The following is a 17,375-nucleotide window of genomic DNA, read 5'->3' as shown; positions in this document are numbered from 1 at the left end:
GATTAAGAATATTGATAAATCAAATGGTTAGTTTATAAAATGAATCAGCCCTCGTATTACGGAGGGCTGATTATTCTTATGCGTTTTTTGGCAAAGATAAACGAAGCAATATATAGCCTACAATCGCGGCAGTGGTTGAGCCCATTAATATACCGAGCCGTGCAAACGTATCAAATTCAGCATTGGTCGGTCCAAAAGCCAATGACGAGATAAAAATCGACATTGTAAAGCCAATACCACATAGCACTGACACGGCAAAAATATGCTTGAAATTGATCCCCTCAGGCAATTTAGCAACACCGAGTTTCACCGCAGCCCAACTGAAGGTAAAAATACCCAATGGCTTACCAATAAATAAGCCAAGAGCCACGCCCAAAGGCAACATTGACGTGAGGCTAGATACGGAGATCCCTTCCAGTGAAATCCCGGCATTGGCAAATGCGAACAATGGCAGAATACCAAAAGCGACATACGGGTGTAGCGCATGCTCAAGATGTTTTAGCGGAGAATATTCGCCTTTATCACCTTTCAGCGGAATAGCAAAACCAATCACTACACCAGCCAAGGTGGCATGAACACCAGATTTAAGTACGGCAAACCATAAAATCGCACCGACAATTAAGTAAAGGCTGATTTTGGTAACATGCTTGTTGTTTAGTATAAAAAGCACACCAGTCATTAAGAAACCGACGGTTAACGCAATGGTAGAAAGATCACCGCTATAAAATAGCGCAATAATGACCACAACCCCTAAGTCATCAATAATCGCAAGCGCCAGCAAGAACACTTTTAAGCTGATCGGAACACGTTTACCCAATAGCGCCATAATACCTAGCGCAAACGCAATATCAGTGGCCGCTGGGATCGCCCAACCTTGAATCGCTTGTACATCACCAGCCGTAAACAGCACGTAAATTAATGCTGGAGCAAGCATACCGCCGACGGCAGCAATGGCTGGGAAAATAGCCGTTTCTTTGGATTTAAGAGCACCTTCCAACAATTCACGTTTGACTTCTAAACCAATCAACAAAAAGAATACGGCCATTAAGCCATCATTGATCCAATGCGACACTGACATTCCAAACACGTAGGAATGTAAAAAAGATTGGTAAACATCATTTAGCGGTGAGTTAGCAATCATCATTGCAATTGCAGCAGCAATAACCAGCAAAATACCACCTGCTGATTCCATCTTGAAAAAGTCGCGAATCACATCACTCATGATATCGTCCTTATAGTTATGCATGTTAATAAACCATTAACAAATGAATATGATAGAGTTTATACAGTAGCTGATAGAAGTAAAAATCGCTTGTTCAGATATTAAGAATCGGAATTTCCGAGTCAAGCATAACAATACAACGTATATTCCTTGGTTTTCACTATTTTCCCATTGTTGATTAGTTTTCATGCATAACAATTTTACAACAAAATAAAAAAGGTTCACAAAAACACAAAAGGCCAAGAACAACTTGACCTTTAGATTCCGCAAATATTTGAACTTAGTTGCTCGTTAGTTGCATGAAACCCGTCACCTTATGACTACCATCGGTGATAATGGGGCCTTCCCAATAAGGGATCAGAAAGGGTGACCACAAATCGCGATTCACCGCTTTCGTCACCAGATGAATATTATATTTAGGGATGTTTACCACCCATTGTAACGGGATGTCACGCTCATTCTCCGACGCGGCAGAAACGACAGGAACTAAATCAATTTCATCAGCAGATAGTGCGATCGTGGTGCCCGAATCTTTCACAATTGCCCCAAACAAATAGGGCTCTTGCTGAAAATAACGATAGCGATTAACCAATAAGGTTGTTTTGCTATCGAGTTTAACGAACAACTTATCCCATCCATGTTTAGCGTTAGGCAGTAGATTATTACCCCACTCCTTGCTCAGCCATGCATTACCTGTGACTTGAATAGGTTGAGAGTTAACACCTAAGTTGAGCACACCTTTGACCTGCAAAAACGGTGCTTGGAGACTATATGAGGCTAAAGAGAGTGAATCATGCTTTTTTTGGTATCCCTGCTGACCAGGTAATACAAATGGCCCGGAAAGGTTATTTTTTAATGAGAGTGAAAACGTGTCCGTCGCTACGTCTAATACTCCAGGAAATGGAGTCGTCCCCGGTGCGCGCCAGTTCCAATTATCAATCCACATTTTAAACGGTTTTAATTCTAAGCCGGCTTGACCAATTCCGCCCCGCGCAATCCGCTGTTCACGCCAGACTTCATTCTTTGAAGAGATCACCACATAAGCAAGATAAAGCTGAGGACTAAGCCATCCATTGGCATCTCGAGCTTCATTAGCGAGACGAAAATAACTCCACTGGATCCCATATTGCTGCCCATGTTCATCACTGACATTCGCAAAGTAATGCCACCACTCATGTTCAAAACCTTGATGAAAATTGAAATCTTGAGGAAGTCGTACCGAGCGATTAGGAAGCGCGAACTCGAACGGGTGCTCTTTCGATATTGATGATGTATCCATTTGCTTAGAAGCTGTTTCAGAAACGGCATATTCTGAAATCGTTTGCTGTGCCTGCCAATACTGGTGCCACGAATAGAGGCTGAACAATACAGCAATCAACAAAGAGCACAAAAGTACGAGGTATCGTTTCATCATTTATAACGCGTCTCTAAATGAGCTAATCGGTGGCCTTCTGACCAAACGAATAACCGGGATTGCACCTGCGCACATCAAGGTCACCATCGCCCATGCTGCCGTTTTCAAATACTCCCCGGGGATCAACTGCAGTTGGATTGTCCAACCAAAGGATTGTTTAATCACGATGTCCACCACAAGACGAGCGAGTGCAAGCCCTAACGGCATTGCAATCACGAGTGCTATCGCCCCAAAAACACACAACTGCAAGCTGCCAATCACCACCAGCTCTTTACCAGAAACACCCAAACAACGCAGTAGCGAAACGTGTCGCTGGCGGGAAACCTCTCCGGCTAACGTAGCAAAGAAAATACCACACACGGCAATCAACAAAGTAATACGCCCGAGCGTATCGGCGATGGCAAAGGTTCGGTCAAACACCCGCATCGCTTGAGTATGGATGTGATTGTTATCAAAAATCCGCTCAGGGCCCAACCTAAATACCGATTCTAGTCGCTTCTTTAATCCTTGGTCATTCACACCTTCGTGCAAAACCACTCCTAGCGCCACATTTCCCGTACTGGCAAACGCAAATAACCAATTTTGGTGTGATAATAAGACCTGGTGGTAAGGGTTACCATAATCGTAATACACCCCCACGACTTGCCACTTTTGGCCCAAAGGCTCAGAAAGGTCAATAAAATCACCAGGCTTAATGCCTAATTTAAGCGCCATGGATTCACTGATCATCAAACTCTTTGAATGGTGTAAATCATACCAATAGTTAGGAACAGCGAGTTTAACCGTCAACGAGTCTAACTCACCATCGGAGATACCCGTGCTGACCACTTGCAATGCACCTTTGTCAGTGGCGAAATCTTTTTCCCAACGCCACCAAACATCATTGACCTCAGGCTGCGCTTTCAACCAACTGCTCATTCTTGATGCTGAACTATTGGTAGGATAGACATAAATATCGGCCGCTAAACGTTGGTTTAACCATTTTTCAGTAGTGTCTCTAAAGCTACCAACCATGGTTTCAATGCCAATATTCGCCGCCATAGCAATCATAAATGCCATAGTTGCGACACCGCGATAGCTCATACTGGCGGCTGCATCGGCAAAGAACCAACGCGCTTTTACCCAAGCGAGTGAGTAGGAAAAACTGTTGAACAGCGTCCAAATAAGATAAGGCGTAAACAGCGCAACACTGAGTAACATCAACGCAATAATTGCAAAACCAGAAAGTTGCGTTTGTGGAACTTGATACACGGCAATCGCCGCGACAGTCAATGCGCAAGCAACAAGGGCTTGCAGGCGAAATTCTGTGCCAGCAAATCGAAGCAAAGAGAGACGAGCCGAAAGACGAATAGGCTGCGATTTTAGCAACCGGACGAGGGGCCAAGCGCACGCCGCAAATGCACCAATCAACGCCATGGCTAAACTGTAACTACTCCACTGCCAATTCCAGCTAATCGATAAACCAACATTAGCATCATACAAGTCACCCAAACTGGCTGAAACCGCTGGAATAAGTTGATTGGCCAATAATAACCCCAATCCGTTACCGCATATCCAGCTAAGCAGGACCATGCCAAACAACTCAATCACCAATGCTTGGGTAAGCTGCCAGCCAGAAACACCCGCTTGCCGTAATAACCCGACTAAAGGTTGGCGCTGGATTAAAGATAAGGACATGGCTTGGTAGAATATAAATAGCCCGACCAAAAATGCCAACATACCCATTGCATTGAGATTGAGATGAAAAGCACGCGTGAGTGATTCCAGCTCAGTGCGAGAACTACGGACTAGCGTCAAACCATTAGGTAAATTATCTTTTAGTCTTTTCAGTTTCTCTGGCGGCATATCACCACAAGCAATAACAGATAAGCCCGAACTTTTCTTGAGCATTCGCACCAAGGATAGATCCGCAATAACGCGTGTGCCGTTGATGAGATCTTGTTGATCGATCTGAATAGGACCTAACTTTGATTCATCATCAAGCACGATAAAATCACCCGTTTGCCAACCTTGGAGACGAGCGAGATCAACACTCACCAAAATAGGATACGGCGGATTCATCAATGATAATGTCGAAAATTCCGATAAAGGAAGGCCGCTATTGGTTGGCAACATCGCGACGGGATCAAGCCCAATCAGCGAAATATCCGTGCCATTTTTTGTCGTCAAACGATGGTTTTCAAAAGGAGCGCACTGAGAAAATCCATCACGGCGCAACTGAATATAGAAACCTTGGGGGATTTTATTGGCAATATGCTTGGAACGAATACGATAAGGTAATGGATTAGAAAACAGCTTTTCGCCATGTTCATAACTTTGACGAGCATGCTGGTTGATGGCCGTCACTCCCACCAACAATGAAACGCCAAGCGTTAAACCCAGCCATACTAGGATGATTTGTAAAGGATAACGCCGATAATGACCAAGTAGCGCCTTAACTACGGGCCATAACATGCAACAACCCTCCTTGTAAACGTACGCGACCATCCATATGCTGCGCGACTTTTTCACTGTGCGTCACCAATAATAACGTGCAATCCAACTGGCGAGTTAAGGTCGTCAATAAACGCATCACCGCCTCGGCATTACGCTCATCAAGACTACCGGTTGGTTCATCTGCTAATAAAATCTTAGGCTCCATGTACAAGGAGCGCGCGATCGCAGCACGCTGCTGCTGCCCACCAGAAACCTCTTCAGGGTATCGGCCTAGCAACGGCATTAAATCAAGCGAAGAAAGAATTTGACGCAGTAAACCTTGGTCTTCCGGCATTCCTTTCAACTGACGACAAAAGCGAATATTATCCGCGAGATTGAGGGTGGGAAGAAGATTAAACTGCTGAAATATATGACCAATGTTATTTCGGCGATAAGCGGTACGCTTATTTTCTGACGTGTCATGCATGGCAAAACTTGGAAACCAAATTTCGCCAGAATCGACAATATCTAATCCGGCAATAAGGTTGAGTAATGTACTCTTACCCGAACCACTTTCACCCATCAATGCGATTTGGTCGCCTCGGTTTAATGTTAACTCTGCCCCCTGTAGCACGGGATGAAATTCATCGCCATCTAGATAGCCTTTACACAGGTTGGTCAGCTGTAACATCAAATCGCTCGCAATCGACTAAAATTGGATTGTGAATCTACACTAATTCTCCTGCAGTAGAAAGCATTTTGGATACCGGATCACATTATGTGCATCAAATTGCACCACCTAACTGCGTTGTGTCTAATTTTCAATCAAATTTCGCATCCACTTCTTGCTTTTCATTCGATAAAGAGAACCGCCCCATTTAATCAACTCTTCAACGAGAAACAATAAATAGATGGCTTCAGGCTTAGCCCCAAGCACAATCGCACAAAATGCGGCTAACGGAATACCGATCAGCCACTGCGCGACTAAATCTTGGCAAAGACAAAACTTTACGTCACCGCCAGCTCGCAACACGCCAACAATCACCGTCATTGGAATGGAACGTAAAATGATGCCAAGGCTCAGTATCACGATAAACTCTTCAGATAAAGCACGGGTTTCATCCGTCAAGGCGGAGAAAGAGTTCAGGATAGGGATCTGCACCACATACAAAGCGGCAGCAACGATCACGCCCACAAGAAGGCTGATGATAGTTAAGCCCAAGGCTTGATAATAAACGGCATCGTACTGCTTAGCGCCAAGTTGGTTACCGACTAAAACCGCAGCCGCATTCGACATCCCAATAAGTAAACTCAATGAAATTGATTCTACTGGCGTCATCACCGATAACGCAGCTAAGCCTTGCACACCACTCTGCCCCATGATGGCATGATAGACAAATAAACCGCCTGCCCATGCTAGGAAATTAAAGGTAGTTGGCAACGAAAGCTTCAAAAAACGAGAAATGGTAGGCCATTCAATGATGGCTCGGATATCGTCAATTCCAAACGCTAACAGATGTTTCTTGGCATAGAGGTAACCGTATAAACACGCGACTTCAATAAAACCACTGAGCACGGTAGCAATCGCCGCACCTTCGATTCCCATCGCGGGAAAACCCAATTTGCCGAAAATCAGCACCCAGTTTAAAAACACGTTTGAAACAATACCAATACCGCTAAAAAACGTGCTGAGCCCCGGTTTATGCATCGCTCGCAGCCCTACCGCCATACTACTGACGCAAGCTACAGCAAACATACTGAGTGAGGTAATAATCAAATATTGGCTACCTAGCGCATTAACGGTCTCGGAATCCGTGGTTAGTGCCATGATTTGACTTGGAAACAGTAAAAATAGTGCCACCGTCATTACAGCAAATAGGTTAGCGACTAACCACGTAAGTGCCGTACTTTCTCGCACGCCCTGTTTGTTTCCTGCGCCCCAATACTGAGCTGTTAACAGTGCGCCTCCGGTTGTCACGCCCACTAGCATGATGGTGGTGACAAAAGTTGCTCTAGCGGCAACGCCTACCGCAGCAATTTCAGCCTCACCTAATTGCCCTAGCATCAAAACATCCACTAGACCACGGCTAGAAAACATAATACTTTGCAAGGTGATCGGCAGAGCGATAGCCATTAAGCGACGGAAAAAATCGCCTCTTGTATGTAGCATGATTTGCGAAAAAACAGACAACCGATCACCTCAAATTCAACACATTGATAGCACAGAAAAAATGAAGTCGCTATTATACGTCTGTGAGCATAATCTAACCATCTTATTTGAAGGGACCGTCATGAAAAAAGTGTTAGTACTCGGCGCATCAGGCTATGTCGGCTCACAACTGTTACCTTTGCTATTAGCGCAAGGTTTTCAAGTAACGGCCGCAGCTAGGCACATTGACTATTTAACCTCACGTGCCATATCTCATCCCAACCTTACCTTGCGTTATTTAGACCTTACCGATAAAGAGGCGACACTTGCGCTTATCCCACAATTTGAACTGGTTTATTTTTTAGTGCACGGTATGGCGCAAGGACATGATTTCGTCGACTATGAATTGTCGTTAGCGGAAAACGTTAAACAAGCCCTTGAGGTTAGCCAGGTCAAACACCTGATCTACTTAAGTGCGATTCAGCCACAAACCGGAAACTCAGAGCACCTCAAAGCACGGAAAATGACCGGCGATCTACTTAGGAAAAGTCCTGTACCAGTGACCGAATTAAGAGCCGGTGTCATTCTTGGACCGGGATCAGCCGCATTTGAAATCATGCGTGATTTTGTTTACAACTTACCGATGCTCATCACTCCCAAATGGGTTGATTCCAAAGCAAATCCGATAGCGCTGGAAAACCTCAATCATTATCTACTTGAATTAGCCAATGAGCAGCCCGTTGCACACCAATTATTTGAAGTCGGTGGGCCTGACACCCTCTCCTACCGCGAACAATTTGCCATTATTTGTCAGGCAACGCAGAAACCATTTCGGTTATGGTCTACCCCACTATTAACCCCCAAAATGGCTTCTTACTGGCTAGGTCTTATCACCTCCGTCCCCTCTAATATTGGCAGAGCACTACTTGCCGGTTTAGATCATGATTACATTGCCGACTCACAAGCCATTGAAGCACGCTATCCCCAAAAACTGACCCCCTATCGTGACGTTGTCACCAAAATAATCGAGCATGAAGGGGAATTTACACGCTCGCAGGTGTGGGGATTTGATCCAAGTGCCCTACAGCGTTGGCAACCCGGTTTTGGCTACTATCCTAAACAGGCAGGAGCAACGATTCAGACCTGCGCTTCTGCTGAGGCTTTATGGGATGTTATCCGAACCATAGGCAGCCGCCAAGAAGGCTATTTTTTTGCCAATGCACTATGGCGTACACGCGAATGGCTCGATCTTTTATTCGGTGGTGGCAAACCTGTGCGCCGCTCCCCTTGTGGCCCGGAACTGCAAGTTGGCGATTTTATTGATTCGTGGAAAGTGATCCGCTGCCAACCTCAACAGTTTTTGTCTCTTCTTTTTGGGATGAAAGGCCCAGGATTAGGGCGATTGGAATTTACCATTAAAGATCTAGGCGAAACGCGAGAACTCAATGTGACCGCATGGTGGCACCCCAAAGGATTCTTAGGGTTACTTTACTGGTTCGCGATGATGCCTGCCCACCTTTTTATTTTTAATGGCATGGTCAAAGCCATCGTCAAAAAGGCACAAAAAAAGAGCTAGCGAAATCGCTAGCTCTGCAACTTATTGGGTTTCAATTTCATACTAATCAATAGGAAAGCCTAATGGAATTTCAGCCAATTGCACGCCATGGTTGCTTGGGTATATCAAATACTCACCATGATATTTCACATTCGACTTATAATCGGTACGTTTGTGCACCATAAAGCCAGCACTGCTGGCCTTTTCGACGAAATCAGCATGATGGCCCCGCACAAACCAGTTCATCGGCTTCACGAGCAGTTCACCATCAAAGCATGATTCACACTGATTTGCGCACAAAGCCAATGAGTTTTGCCCATCGGTAAAAAGCTGTAATTTGCCTTCATTCACCAATGGATCACATGTTGTCACTTCCCAGTGAGCCGCTTCCATGAATTCCAAAAACGCGTCAATTTTCTTATCGGTAATGATGTTATCCGCGTCTTGCGCAAAAAACTTACCGTAAAATGCTGAGATGCGTTTGAAGATAAACAGTAATTCAGATTGGTTGCCTTTCGAACGTCCAGCTTTCTGCCAACGATTTAAATCATCCACCACACAGCGATGAAATCGTTGTGCTTTCAATGCCTTACTCACCCAATGCACCAAAAAGTGATTATTAGCTAAAGGCGCATTCACCAGCTTATTCGCCTGGTGTTCTGCTGTTAACTCTTGCAGCGCTGTATTCACTACACGTTGAATTTCGAGGTAATACTCTGACATTACGCCTTTCTTCCTAATGTCCAATAAAAAAGAGATGAAAGTACCGAGCACGCCGTCATGACCACAATCATCGGCCACTCAACATCACTAGGCATCATCGCGACAATCGCCGCAACCACTGAGCCTGTGCCAAAACGCAACGTTCCAGCCAGTGAAGAAGCGGTGCCCGCCATTTTCGGATAACCACTTAACAATAATCCCATTGAATTACTGCCTATCGTTGACAATGTACCAATAAAAAGCACCACAAAAGGCACAATGCCCCATAAACCAAGGTTGAGTAACCACGCGATAAATAGCCCGATACCTGCGCACAACTGAATCAACAAACCAAAGCGTAGCATGGCGTGGGAACCAACTCGTTTCACCATTCGACCATTTAAACTGGTCATGATAATCATCGCGACGATATTGAGGCCAAACAGGTAACCAAATTGATCAGGATCGACTCCATAAATATCAATATAGACAAAAGAGCCTGCGGTCAAAAAGGCAAACATACCAGCAAAAGAGAAAGCACCAGAAAAAACAAGCCCCATCGCGACTGGGTTACGGCTTAACTGCACATAGTTGCGAATGGTATTTCGAAAGCGTAGTGGTTGACGATTTTCTGCACTGAGCGTTTCTGGAATTTTCCAAACCACGAGAGCAATCACCACCGCGGCAAAAATAGCCAACACCCAAAATATCGAACGCCAACCAAACCAAATGGCCAAGTGTCCGCCAATCATCGGCGCAGCTAACGGAGCAACGGTCATCACTAAGGTGACAAAAGACATGGCGCGAGCAAAATCTTCGCGATCAAACATATCACGCACCACCGCTTGAATAACCACAGCCGCCGCTGCTCCAGCAAAACCTTGCGCAGCGCGAACATACGTTAACGCTTCAATACCTTGCGTAGTCGCACTCACAGTGGCAGCAATACCAAACAGTAATACGCCGATCAGCAGCACTGGGCGACGGCCATAACTGTCGGCTAGAGGACCATGCAATAGTTGGCCTATCGCAAAACCAGCGGTATAAGCGGTCAGCGTCATTTGTACCGCTCCAGCACTCACACCGAGATCTTTAGCAATCGCTGGCATGGCTGGCAGATACATATCAATCGCCAGCGGCGTTAATGCGCCAATCGCGCCTAATACTAAGAAGAGTAAAAAACTAATGTGCGGCGTATTATTCGCTGTAACAGGTTGAGATGAAGTCATAGTTCTCCAGATAAATAAGGAATGAAGTTGCAGTAAAGCTAGGCCGTTCAAGCCCCAATAGAAGCCACTTCTTGGTCAGTCAAATAACGGTATTCACCGGGCTCTAGTGCCTCATCTAGCACAATATGACCAATGCGCTCACGGTGAAGGCCAACCACTTTATTGCCTAAAGCAGCAAACATGCGTTTAACTTGATGGTATTTGCCTTCATGAATGGTCAGTAAACATTCATTCTCACCGACGACTTCCAATTGCGCAGGCAAGGTTGGCTCACGCTCATTACGCAGTTCAATACCCGTTAAGAATTGTTCGACATAATTCGCTTCAATAGGGTCTGCAAGCCAGACACGGTAGGTTTTGTCGCATTTGTGTTTTGGCGAGGTAATGCGATGAGACCATTGACCGTCATCGGTGATCAGAACCAAACCTGTGGTATCGACATCCAAACGTCCTGCAAAATGCAAGTCTTGAACATTCACTTCATCGAGCAAAATAAATGCCGTATGATTGAAGCCGTCTTCATGTGAGCAAACGTAGCCAGCGGGTTTGTGTAACATGATATAGCGCGGGCCATGCAAGATTAACTCACGGCCTTGCCACTCCACCTCACACTCCTGCGTCACCTGCAATGAACCACTTTTCTGCGTCTTACCATTTACTGTGACATCACCACTTTTGATGATCTTGGTGGCTTCTTTACGTGTCGCACCTAACGCATCACACAAAAATTTATCTAACCGCATGATTACCTCATCTAAATCAAGTCAGGTATTATACGCAGCTAAAATGAAATAGTTGATCTATTTCACTGTTTTTATCCAGCGTTCAACAAGAGACAACGCGAGTTATGTACACACTTCGTCCTTATCAATCGGACTCGGTCAAAGCCGTGATCCACTATTTTCGTCATCACACTACGCCCGCCGTAATTGTACTACCGACGGGGGCAGGAAAAAGTTTGGTTATTGCTGAGCTGGCAAGGCTTGCCAAAGGACGAGTCTTAGTACTAGCGCACGTGAAAGAACTGGTAGAGCAAAACCATGCCAAATATGAGGGCTACGGTTTGCAAGGCGCGGTATTTGCGGCAGGTTTAGGACGAAAAGAGACCGATCAACAGGTCGTCTTCGCTTCGGTACAATCCGTGGTGCGCAATTTAGATGCCTTTAAAAATCAATTTTCATTACTGGTGATTGATGAATGCCACCGCGTACCGGATGAGAAAAGTAGTAGCTATCAAAAGGTGATCACCCATTTAAGCGAGCTCAACCCAGGGATTAAAGTGTTGGGGTTAACCGCTACGCCTTATCGTTTAGGCATGGGCTGGATTTATCAATACCATACTCGCGGCCAAGTGCGCAGTGAGGAGCCTCGCTTCTTCCGTGACTGTATTTTTGAGCTACCGATCCGTTATCTGCTTGATGAAGCTTTTTTAACGCCAGCGCGAATGGTTGATGCCCCCGTGCTCAGTTACGATTTTTCGCAGCTAAAACCCGCCAATACCGGGCGCTACAAAGAAGCCGAACTCGACATGGTGATTGAACAATCGAAACGTGCCACACCACAGATTGTTCAACAAATCATCCAACTAGCACAGCAAAAACAGGGAGTAATGATCTTTGCGGCCACCGTTCGCCACGCCCAAGAAATTGTGCAATTACTGCCCAATAACGAAACTGCCATCGTCATTGGTGACACGCCGACCCCTGAGCGCGACACCATCATCAAGCAGTTTAAACAGCGCCAAATCAAATTCTTAGTTAACGTGTCAGTATTAACCACAGGTTTTGATGCTCCGCATGTTGACCTGATTGCGATTTTACGCCCCACCGAGTCCATCAGTTTATATCAGCAAATTGTCGGACGTGGGCTACGCTTATCCGCAGGAAAAACCGAATGTTTGGTATTGGATTATGCGGGCAATAACTATGATCTTTATCAACCAGAAGTCGGTGAGCCAAAGCCCGATCCCAACAGTGAAATTATTACCATTCCCTGTCCGGCCTGCGGTTTTAATAACAACTTTTGGGGTAAACTCGATGCCGCTGGTTTTTTGCTTGAACACTATGGTCGACGTTGCCAAGGCTATTTTACAGACGAAGAAAGTGGCGAACGAGAACACTGTGGTTACCGTTTTAGAGCAAAATATTGCGGTGAGTGTGGGGCTGACAACGATATCGCCGCACGTATCTGCCATGAATGTGACGCAACACTGGTTGACCCTGATAAAAAGCTCAAAGAAGCACTCAACCTCAAAGATGCATTGGTTTTTGAATGTATCGAAATGGATTTGAATGTACATAAAGATGCAAGTGGAAAAGCGCAACTGCGCGTTACCTATCGTGGTGAGAACGATGCACAAGTCCACGAATTTTGGCCACTAACCACCAAGAAACAGAAACAGGTGTTCCACGACCAATTTGTGCGACCACACCTAGCCGATAAGCATCGCCCTTTTGATCAATCTTCACCAAGCAAAGTGGTGGCTCATCAACACCGTTTTCGTCCACCACAATTTGTCATTGCGCGAAAAGTGGGACGATTTTGGAAAATGCGCGATAAGATCTTTGAAGATGAGCTACAAAACCGATGATTCACTTTCTATTCATGTAAGGTCATTTATACTCTGTTCATCTTATTACAGGGGGGCGCAACATGTTGTTCAAAAAGGGTAAAGCTTTCGCACGCTTACTGCTGCTCTCATCATTATCCTTACCCACTTTAGCTGCGAGCAGTGATGTACACGATTGGGTTCAAGACACTTATAAGCCAGGAACCAAGGTAGAGATTGATGAGGATCAAGACGAGGTCTACGCGGCAGTTCAAAAAGGTTTAATTCATCCATTGTCTGAGCTTTATGCCACGATAGATAAAGAACTCAATGGCCGAGTTATCAAGGTAGAGTTAGATGAAGATGATGGTGAATGGGTCTACGAATTAAAACTGATGCATGACAACCGAGTTATCCGCGTAGAATATAATGCAAGCACATTAGAACTAATGGCTATTCGTGGCAGAAACCTGCGCGACATCATCAAAAAATAGAGAATAACCATGAAAATATTGGTAGTCGAAGACGATCCTCGTCTTGGGGAACAAATTGTAGAAGCGCTTGAACAGACCGGCTGGGTGCCTGAATTATCACAAGATGGCATTGATGCACTCTATCGCGCCACATCAGAAGAGTGGGATGTGATTGTGCTCGACCTCGGTTTACCCAAGCTTGATGGGCTCACCGTATTGAAAGGCATTCGAGATGAAAACATCAATACGCCCATTGTGATCCTCAGTGCAAGAGACGGTTTGACTCAACGAGTCGAGGGCTTAAATGCAGGAGCGGATGATTACCTCACCAAACCATTTGAGATGGTGGAATTAACCGCTCGTATCCGCGCACAACTGCGCCGAGCATCAGGTAACGCTTCCCCTGTGATGCAAATCGGTGACTTAAGCCTTGATACTCGAACCTCTAAAGTGATGTGGCAAGGTCAAGCAGTGAGCTTGACGGCACTGGAATACAAAGTGGTTGCCTACTTCATGCACAATGCCGACAAAGTCATTTCACGGACTGAACTGGTGGAACACATCTACAAACAAGATTTCGATAGAGACTCCAACACCATCGAAGTGTTTATTGGCCGCATCCGTAAAAAAATCAATAACAACATTATCAAAACCGTGAGAGGACTGGGATACCAGCTTAATGCAAAATAAAACCTCGGCCTTAAAGCGCCTCAGTTTAAAAAGTCGTTTACTGCTCGCGGCAACGTTTTGGTTAGGTACCATGATTTTAGCGGCGGGAATTGGCATTCCCACACTGATCAAAGACTACCTAGTTAATGATGTACAAGGTCAGCTACGTTTAGCGATGGATGAAATCACGGCGAACTTGGAAGCGACACCGCAAGGGAATCTCGTACTGTCGTCGCGCCTTTCCGACCCTCGTTTTAGCCAACCCTACAGCGGCCTTTATTGGACGGCCTCAAGCCATGATCAATCGCTTCGTTCTCGCTCATTGTGGGATAAGCGCCTTATCAGCGAAAAACATGGCTTGAAAAGCATCGTCAAAGGCGCAAGAGATGAAAAACTGATCGTCATTGAACAAATCATCTACTTACCAGACTTCCCTTCTCCTATCACCATTACCATCGGTCTTGATGAAGCGCCATTACAAGACACTTTAAACAACGTAATTAGCCAATTGTGGATGATACTAGGTCTGCTCTTCAGTGGTGTATTGGTGCTGATTGGCTTGCAAGTCAGTTGGTCATTACGGCCGTTAGGGAAAATGCAAAAAGAGCTGGCCGCATTGCGCAAAGGTCAACAAGCCAGTCTCAGTGACGAGTACCCAAAAGAAGTCTTTCCGTTAGTCAATGATTTGAATGCACTGTTATTCCACTATCAAGAATTGCTTGAACGTGCACGTAATCATGCAGGCAATCTCTCTCACGCTTTAAAAACGCCGATTTCTGTACTGCGCAATGAGATCGATCATCTTGATTTCGCACAACAGCAGAAACTCAGAACACCGATTGAACAGTTACAAAAGCAGATTGACTACCATCTAGGCCGCGCGCGCATGGCTGGCTCAATGAATATTCTTGCGGTAAAAGCCAATCCAAGCGAACGGGTAGATGCTATTTCTATGGCATTTGACAAAATTTACGCACAGCGTGAAATCACGTTAGTTAATGAGTTGGATTCTGATCTAGAGGTTGCCGTTGACCCAACCGATCTCGACGAGATGCTCGGCAACCTACTGGAAAATAGCTACAAATGGGCAGCTTCTTTAGTTCGAGTTCACGCAAAAAATCGAGAAGAAGGCTGGGTAGAAATCCACATCGAAGACGATGGCCCAGGTATTGCTGAGCAAGATCTGGCCAAAGCGGTACAGCGTGGCGTGCGCTTAGACGAAACAACCTCTGGATCTGGGCTTGGGTTGAATATTGTCAGTGAAATGGCGCACAGTTATCGCGGTACGCTAACCCTATCGACTAGCACCATGGGGGGGTTAAAAGCGGTGCTAACTTTTCGTTCGGTTTAATGGACGAAATCGAACTCGACATTAAGCAATAAAGACTGTCACGGTCCTTCGTAACACTGCAATAAATCGATGCTGCAAGGGATTTTCTATTGCCCCATCTTAGATAGAGTGCTAGTATCCGCGCTCGTTTTGTTAGTAATCATTGATTCACTATCAAAGCTATACCACATCAGCAAGGTCGCATTGCAGATGTGAAGTTTATTTTTACTAATTTGAGTGTAAAAACTATGAAATTCGAAGCAGTAGTACGTACTGAACTAGGTAAAGGTGCGAGCCGCCGCCTACGTCACGCGGGCCAATTCCCAGCAGTTGTTTACGGTGGTGAAGCAGCGCCAGTTGCTATCGCACTGGATCATTCTGACGTGATCAACCAAATGGACAAACCAGAATTCTACGAAGCAATTACTCTAGTAATTGATGGCGCAGAAGTAAAAGTTAAGCCACAAGACGTTCAACGTCACGTGTTCAAGCCAAAAGTTGAGCACATGGACTTCATCCGCATCTAATTTCCTACCAAGGAATTAGTTGGATAAAATCCAACCTTTTGCATAAAGACTATCGGCCTTACCATCCGAGAAATCTAAAAATTCGAAACCCCGATAGCTACCAAGTATCGGGGTTTCACCGTTTTATAAGACCGTGTTATAACGGAAAGTCATTCAAACAAGAACATGGCTATTATGATCATCACGATTTCCCTCCCCTCATTGATTCATCGGCTTGGTGGAGAAAATGCGAAAAAAGCAAAAATGCTGGCGAGAGAATATCAGTGCGACCTGAAACGAATACGACGTTCCAGAAATTGGCAAATCAGTGGTGAGATAACGCAACTTGAATTATTGGCAAATCGGCTCAGAGAACTTGATTCACTGGTCATGCAATTTTTAATAACGAGACTCAAAGACAAACTGGCAGAATATCAGGAACAGCTTGAACCCAAATCAGCCAAGTTGGTAAGGCTTGTTAAACAAAACCCATCAATCACTCTCGCCGAACTTATGCACATCACGCACTGCACAATCGCAGAAGCACGCACCGCTCGTTTCAACGCAGACAGTTTTTGATTTAAGCAGAACGTAAAGACGAGAAGTAAGACGGGTATCTTTGGCGAATATAACGCTGTTCTTCAACCATGTGCTTAAAAGCAGGACCATTGGATAGTTGAACCACGACTTCATCTTGTTGAAAGCGCAGTACTTGACCTGCAATTTTGACTGTATTATTGCTGCGTAGCTGCACCGTACCAGACATCGATAGACCACAATATAAGGTAGTCACTCTCGGCATTGAAATACGAATGCCTTGCTCTGATATTTCACAGACATGGAATAGCTGATCATCAATTTTTACGGTAGGTCTTGCCCGCTTTGGATACTTTAAGCGGTAATATTGCCGTTTCTGTACAAAATCTGCATTGTCCATGGCGTCTATGCATCCTTTATCAAGGTTAATTACTTCTGCGTCATCATGATGCTACGCAAGTGTTGAGAGTCTACCATTTATTATCGGCTTCTGAAGTAAAAACATAATAGAAAGCTATGAATCACCAATTCATCTCATTTGTGAACTCAAATACAATTGGTAAATAATGTAGGAAATTTATCACTGATCACGATAAACGTGAGATAAATCACTCTAAATCCTATAT

The 17,375-nt window shown here is 45.0% G+C and carries 16 protein-coding genes; 7 read left to right on the top strand and 9 right to left on the bottom strand.

All coding sequences use genetic code 11. From position 1 onward, the window contains the following. Positions 1–76: 76 nt before the first annotated feature. The 5 genes from nhaA to AACT21_RS13525 all read right to left on the bottom strand — a co-directional run bounded on the left by nhaA (position 77) and on the right by AACT21_RS13525 (position 7,242). On the bottom strand, positions 77–1,222 hold the full coding sequence (gene nhaA / locus AACT21_RS13545) for a Na+/H+ antiporter NhaA (protein WP_176430182.1): 1,146 nt from the start codon (positions 1,220–1,222) through the stop codon (positions 77–79). 280 nt (positions 1,223–1,502) lie between these two features. Then, positions 1,503–2,636, bottom strand: a complete 1,134-nt coding sequence (locus AACT21_RS13540) for a lipocalin-like domain-containing protein (protein WP_094163767.1) — start codon at positions 2,634–2,636, stop codon at positions 1,503–1,505. After that, the gene (locus tag AACT21_RS13535; RefSeq protein ID WP_013857012.1) at positions 2,637–5,090 is read right to left on the bottom strand and encodes an FtsX-like permease family protein; all 2,454 of its coding nucleotides are present in this window, start codon (positions 5,088–5,090) and stop codon (positions 2,637–2,639) included. Then, a complete protein-coding gene (locus AACT21_RS13530) occupies positions 5,071–5,742 on the bottom strand; it encodes an ABC transporter ATP-binding protein (RefSeq protein WP_013857013.1) in 672 nt (223 codons plus the stop codon). The genes AACT21_RS13535 and AACT21_RS13530 overlap by 20 nt, the downstream gene beginning before the upstream one ends. Positions 5,743–5,865: 123 nt before the next feature. Next, positions 5,866–7,242: an MATE family efflux transporter gene (locus AACT21_RS13525; protein WP_094163765.1), complete on the bottom strand. Its 1,377-nt coding sequence runs from the start codon at positions 7,240–7,242 to the stop codon at positions 5,866–5,868. Between the two features lie 40 nt (positions 7,243–7,282). Here AACT21_RS13525 and AACT21_RS13520 point away from each other — a divergent pair, with 40 nt between their 5' ends. Continuing rightward, complete coding sequence (locus tag AACT21_RS13520) at positions 7,283–8,776, top strand: DUF2867 domain-containing protein (protein ID WP_094163771.1); 1,494 nt, start codon at positions 7,283–7,285, stop codon at positions 8,774–8,776. Positions 8,777–8,818: 42 nt separating this feature from the next. On the opposite strand, the gene AACT21_RS13515 is transcribed toward AACT21_RS13520, so the two are convergent. Genes AACT21_RS13515 through rsuA form a run of 3 tightly spaced genes read right to left on the bottom strand, consistent with a single transcriptional unit; the run spans position 8,819 to position 11,429 of the window. Continuing rightward, a complete protein-coding gene (locus AACT21_RS13515) occupies positions 8,819–9,478 on the bottom strand; it encodes a DUF2913 family protein (RefSeq protein ID WP_017049847.1) in 660 nt (219 codons plus the stop codon). Continuing rightward, positions 9,478–10,686, bottom strand: coding sequence for a Bcr/CflA family multidrug efflux MFS transporter (locus AACT21_RS13510; protein WP_013857017.1), 1,209 nt, complete (start codon positions 10,684–10,686; stop codon positions 9,478–9,480). Before AACT21_RS13510 ends, AACT21_RS13515 begins: the two co-directional genes overlap by 1 nt. Positions 10,687–10,733: 47 nt before the next feature. Continuing rightward, complete coding sequence (gene rsuA / locus AACT21_RS13505) at positions 10,734–11,429, bottom strand: 16S rRNA pseudouridine(516) synthase RsuA (protein WP_017044313.1); 696 nt, start codon at positions 11,427–11,429, stop codon at positions 10,734–10,736. A 104-nt stretch (positions 11,430–11,533) separates the two neighbouring features. On the opposite strand from rsuA, the gene AACT21_RS13500 reads away from it, so the two are divergent. The 6 genes from AACT21_RS13500 to AACT21_RS13475 all read left to right on the top strand — a co-directional run bounded on the left by AACT21_RS13500 (position 11,534) and on the right by AACT21_RS13475 (position 16,791). Continuing rightward, on the top strand, positions 11,534–13,276 hold the full coding sequence (locus AACT21_RS13500; RefSeq protein ID WP_013857019.1) for a DEAD/DEAH box helicase: 1,743 nt from the start codon (positions 11,534–11,536) through the stop codon (positions 13,274–13,276). Positions 13,277–13,338: 62 nt separating this feature from the next. Next, entirely contained in the window at positions 13,339–13,728 is a 390-nt protein-coding gene (locus AACT21_RS13495; RefSeq protein ID WP_010318383.1) for a PepSY domain-containing protein, read from the top strand. A gap of 9 nt (positions 13,729–13,737) precedes the next feature. Beyond that, a complete protein-coding gene (locus AACT21_RS13490) occupies positions 13,738–14,397 on the top strand; it encodes a response regulator transcription factor (RefSeq protein ID WP_010318384.1) in 660 nt (219 codons plus the stop codon). Further along, entirely contained in the window at positions 14,387–15,727 is a 1,341-nt protein-coding gene (locus tag AACT21_RS13485) for an ATP-binding protein (RefSeq protein WP_094163763.1), read from the top strand. Before AACT21_RS13490 ends, AACT21_RS13485 begins: the two co-directional genes overlap by 11 nt. Before the next feature lie 227 nt (positions 15,728–15,954). Further along, entirely contained in the window at positions 15,955–16,233 is a 279-nt protein-coding gene (gene rplY, locus AACT21_RS13480; protein WP_010318386.1) for a 50S ribosomal protein L25, read from the top strand. Positions 16,234–16,398: 165 nt separating this feature from the next. Next, on the top strand, positions 16,399–16,791 hold the full coding sequence (locus tag AACT21_RS13475; protein WP_017047699.1) for a ribosome recycling factor family protein: 393 nt from the start codon (positions 16,399–16,401) through the stop codon (positions 16,789–16,791). A 1-nt stretch (position 16,792) separates the two neighbouring features. Here the strand turns inward: AACT21_RS13475 and AACT21_RS13470 are convergent, their stop codons facing one another. Next, a complete protein-coding gene (locus AACT21_RS13470) occupies positions 16,793–17,149 on the bottom strand; it encodes a PilZ domain-containing protein (protein WP_017046184.1) in 357 nt (118 codons plus the stop codon). Between the last annotated feature and the right edge of the window lie 226 nt (positions 17,150–17,375).

Origin of the sequence: Vibrio sp. V08_P9A1T1, from assembly GCF_963874405.1 — a bacterium.
Lineage (GTDB): Bacteria > Pseudomonadota > Gammaproteobacteria > Enterobacterales > Vibrionaceae > Vibrio > Vibrio anguillarum.
This window is presented reverse-complemented; position numbering and strand designations above follow the sequence as displayed.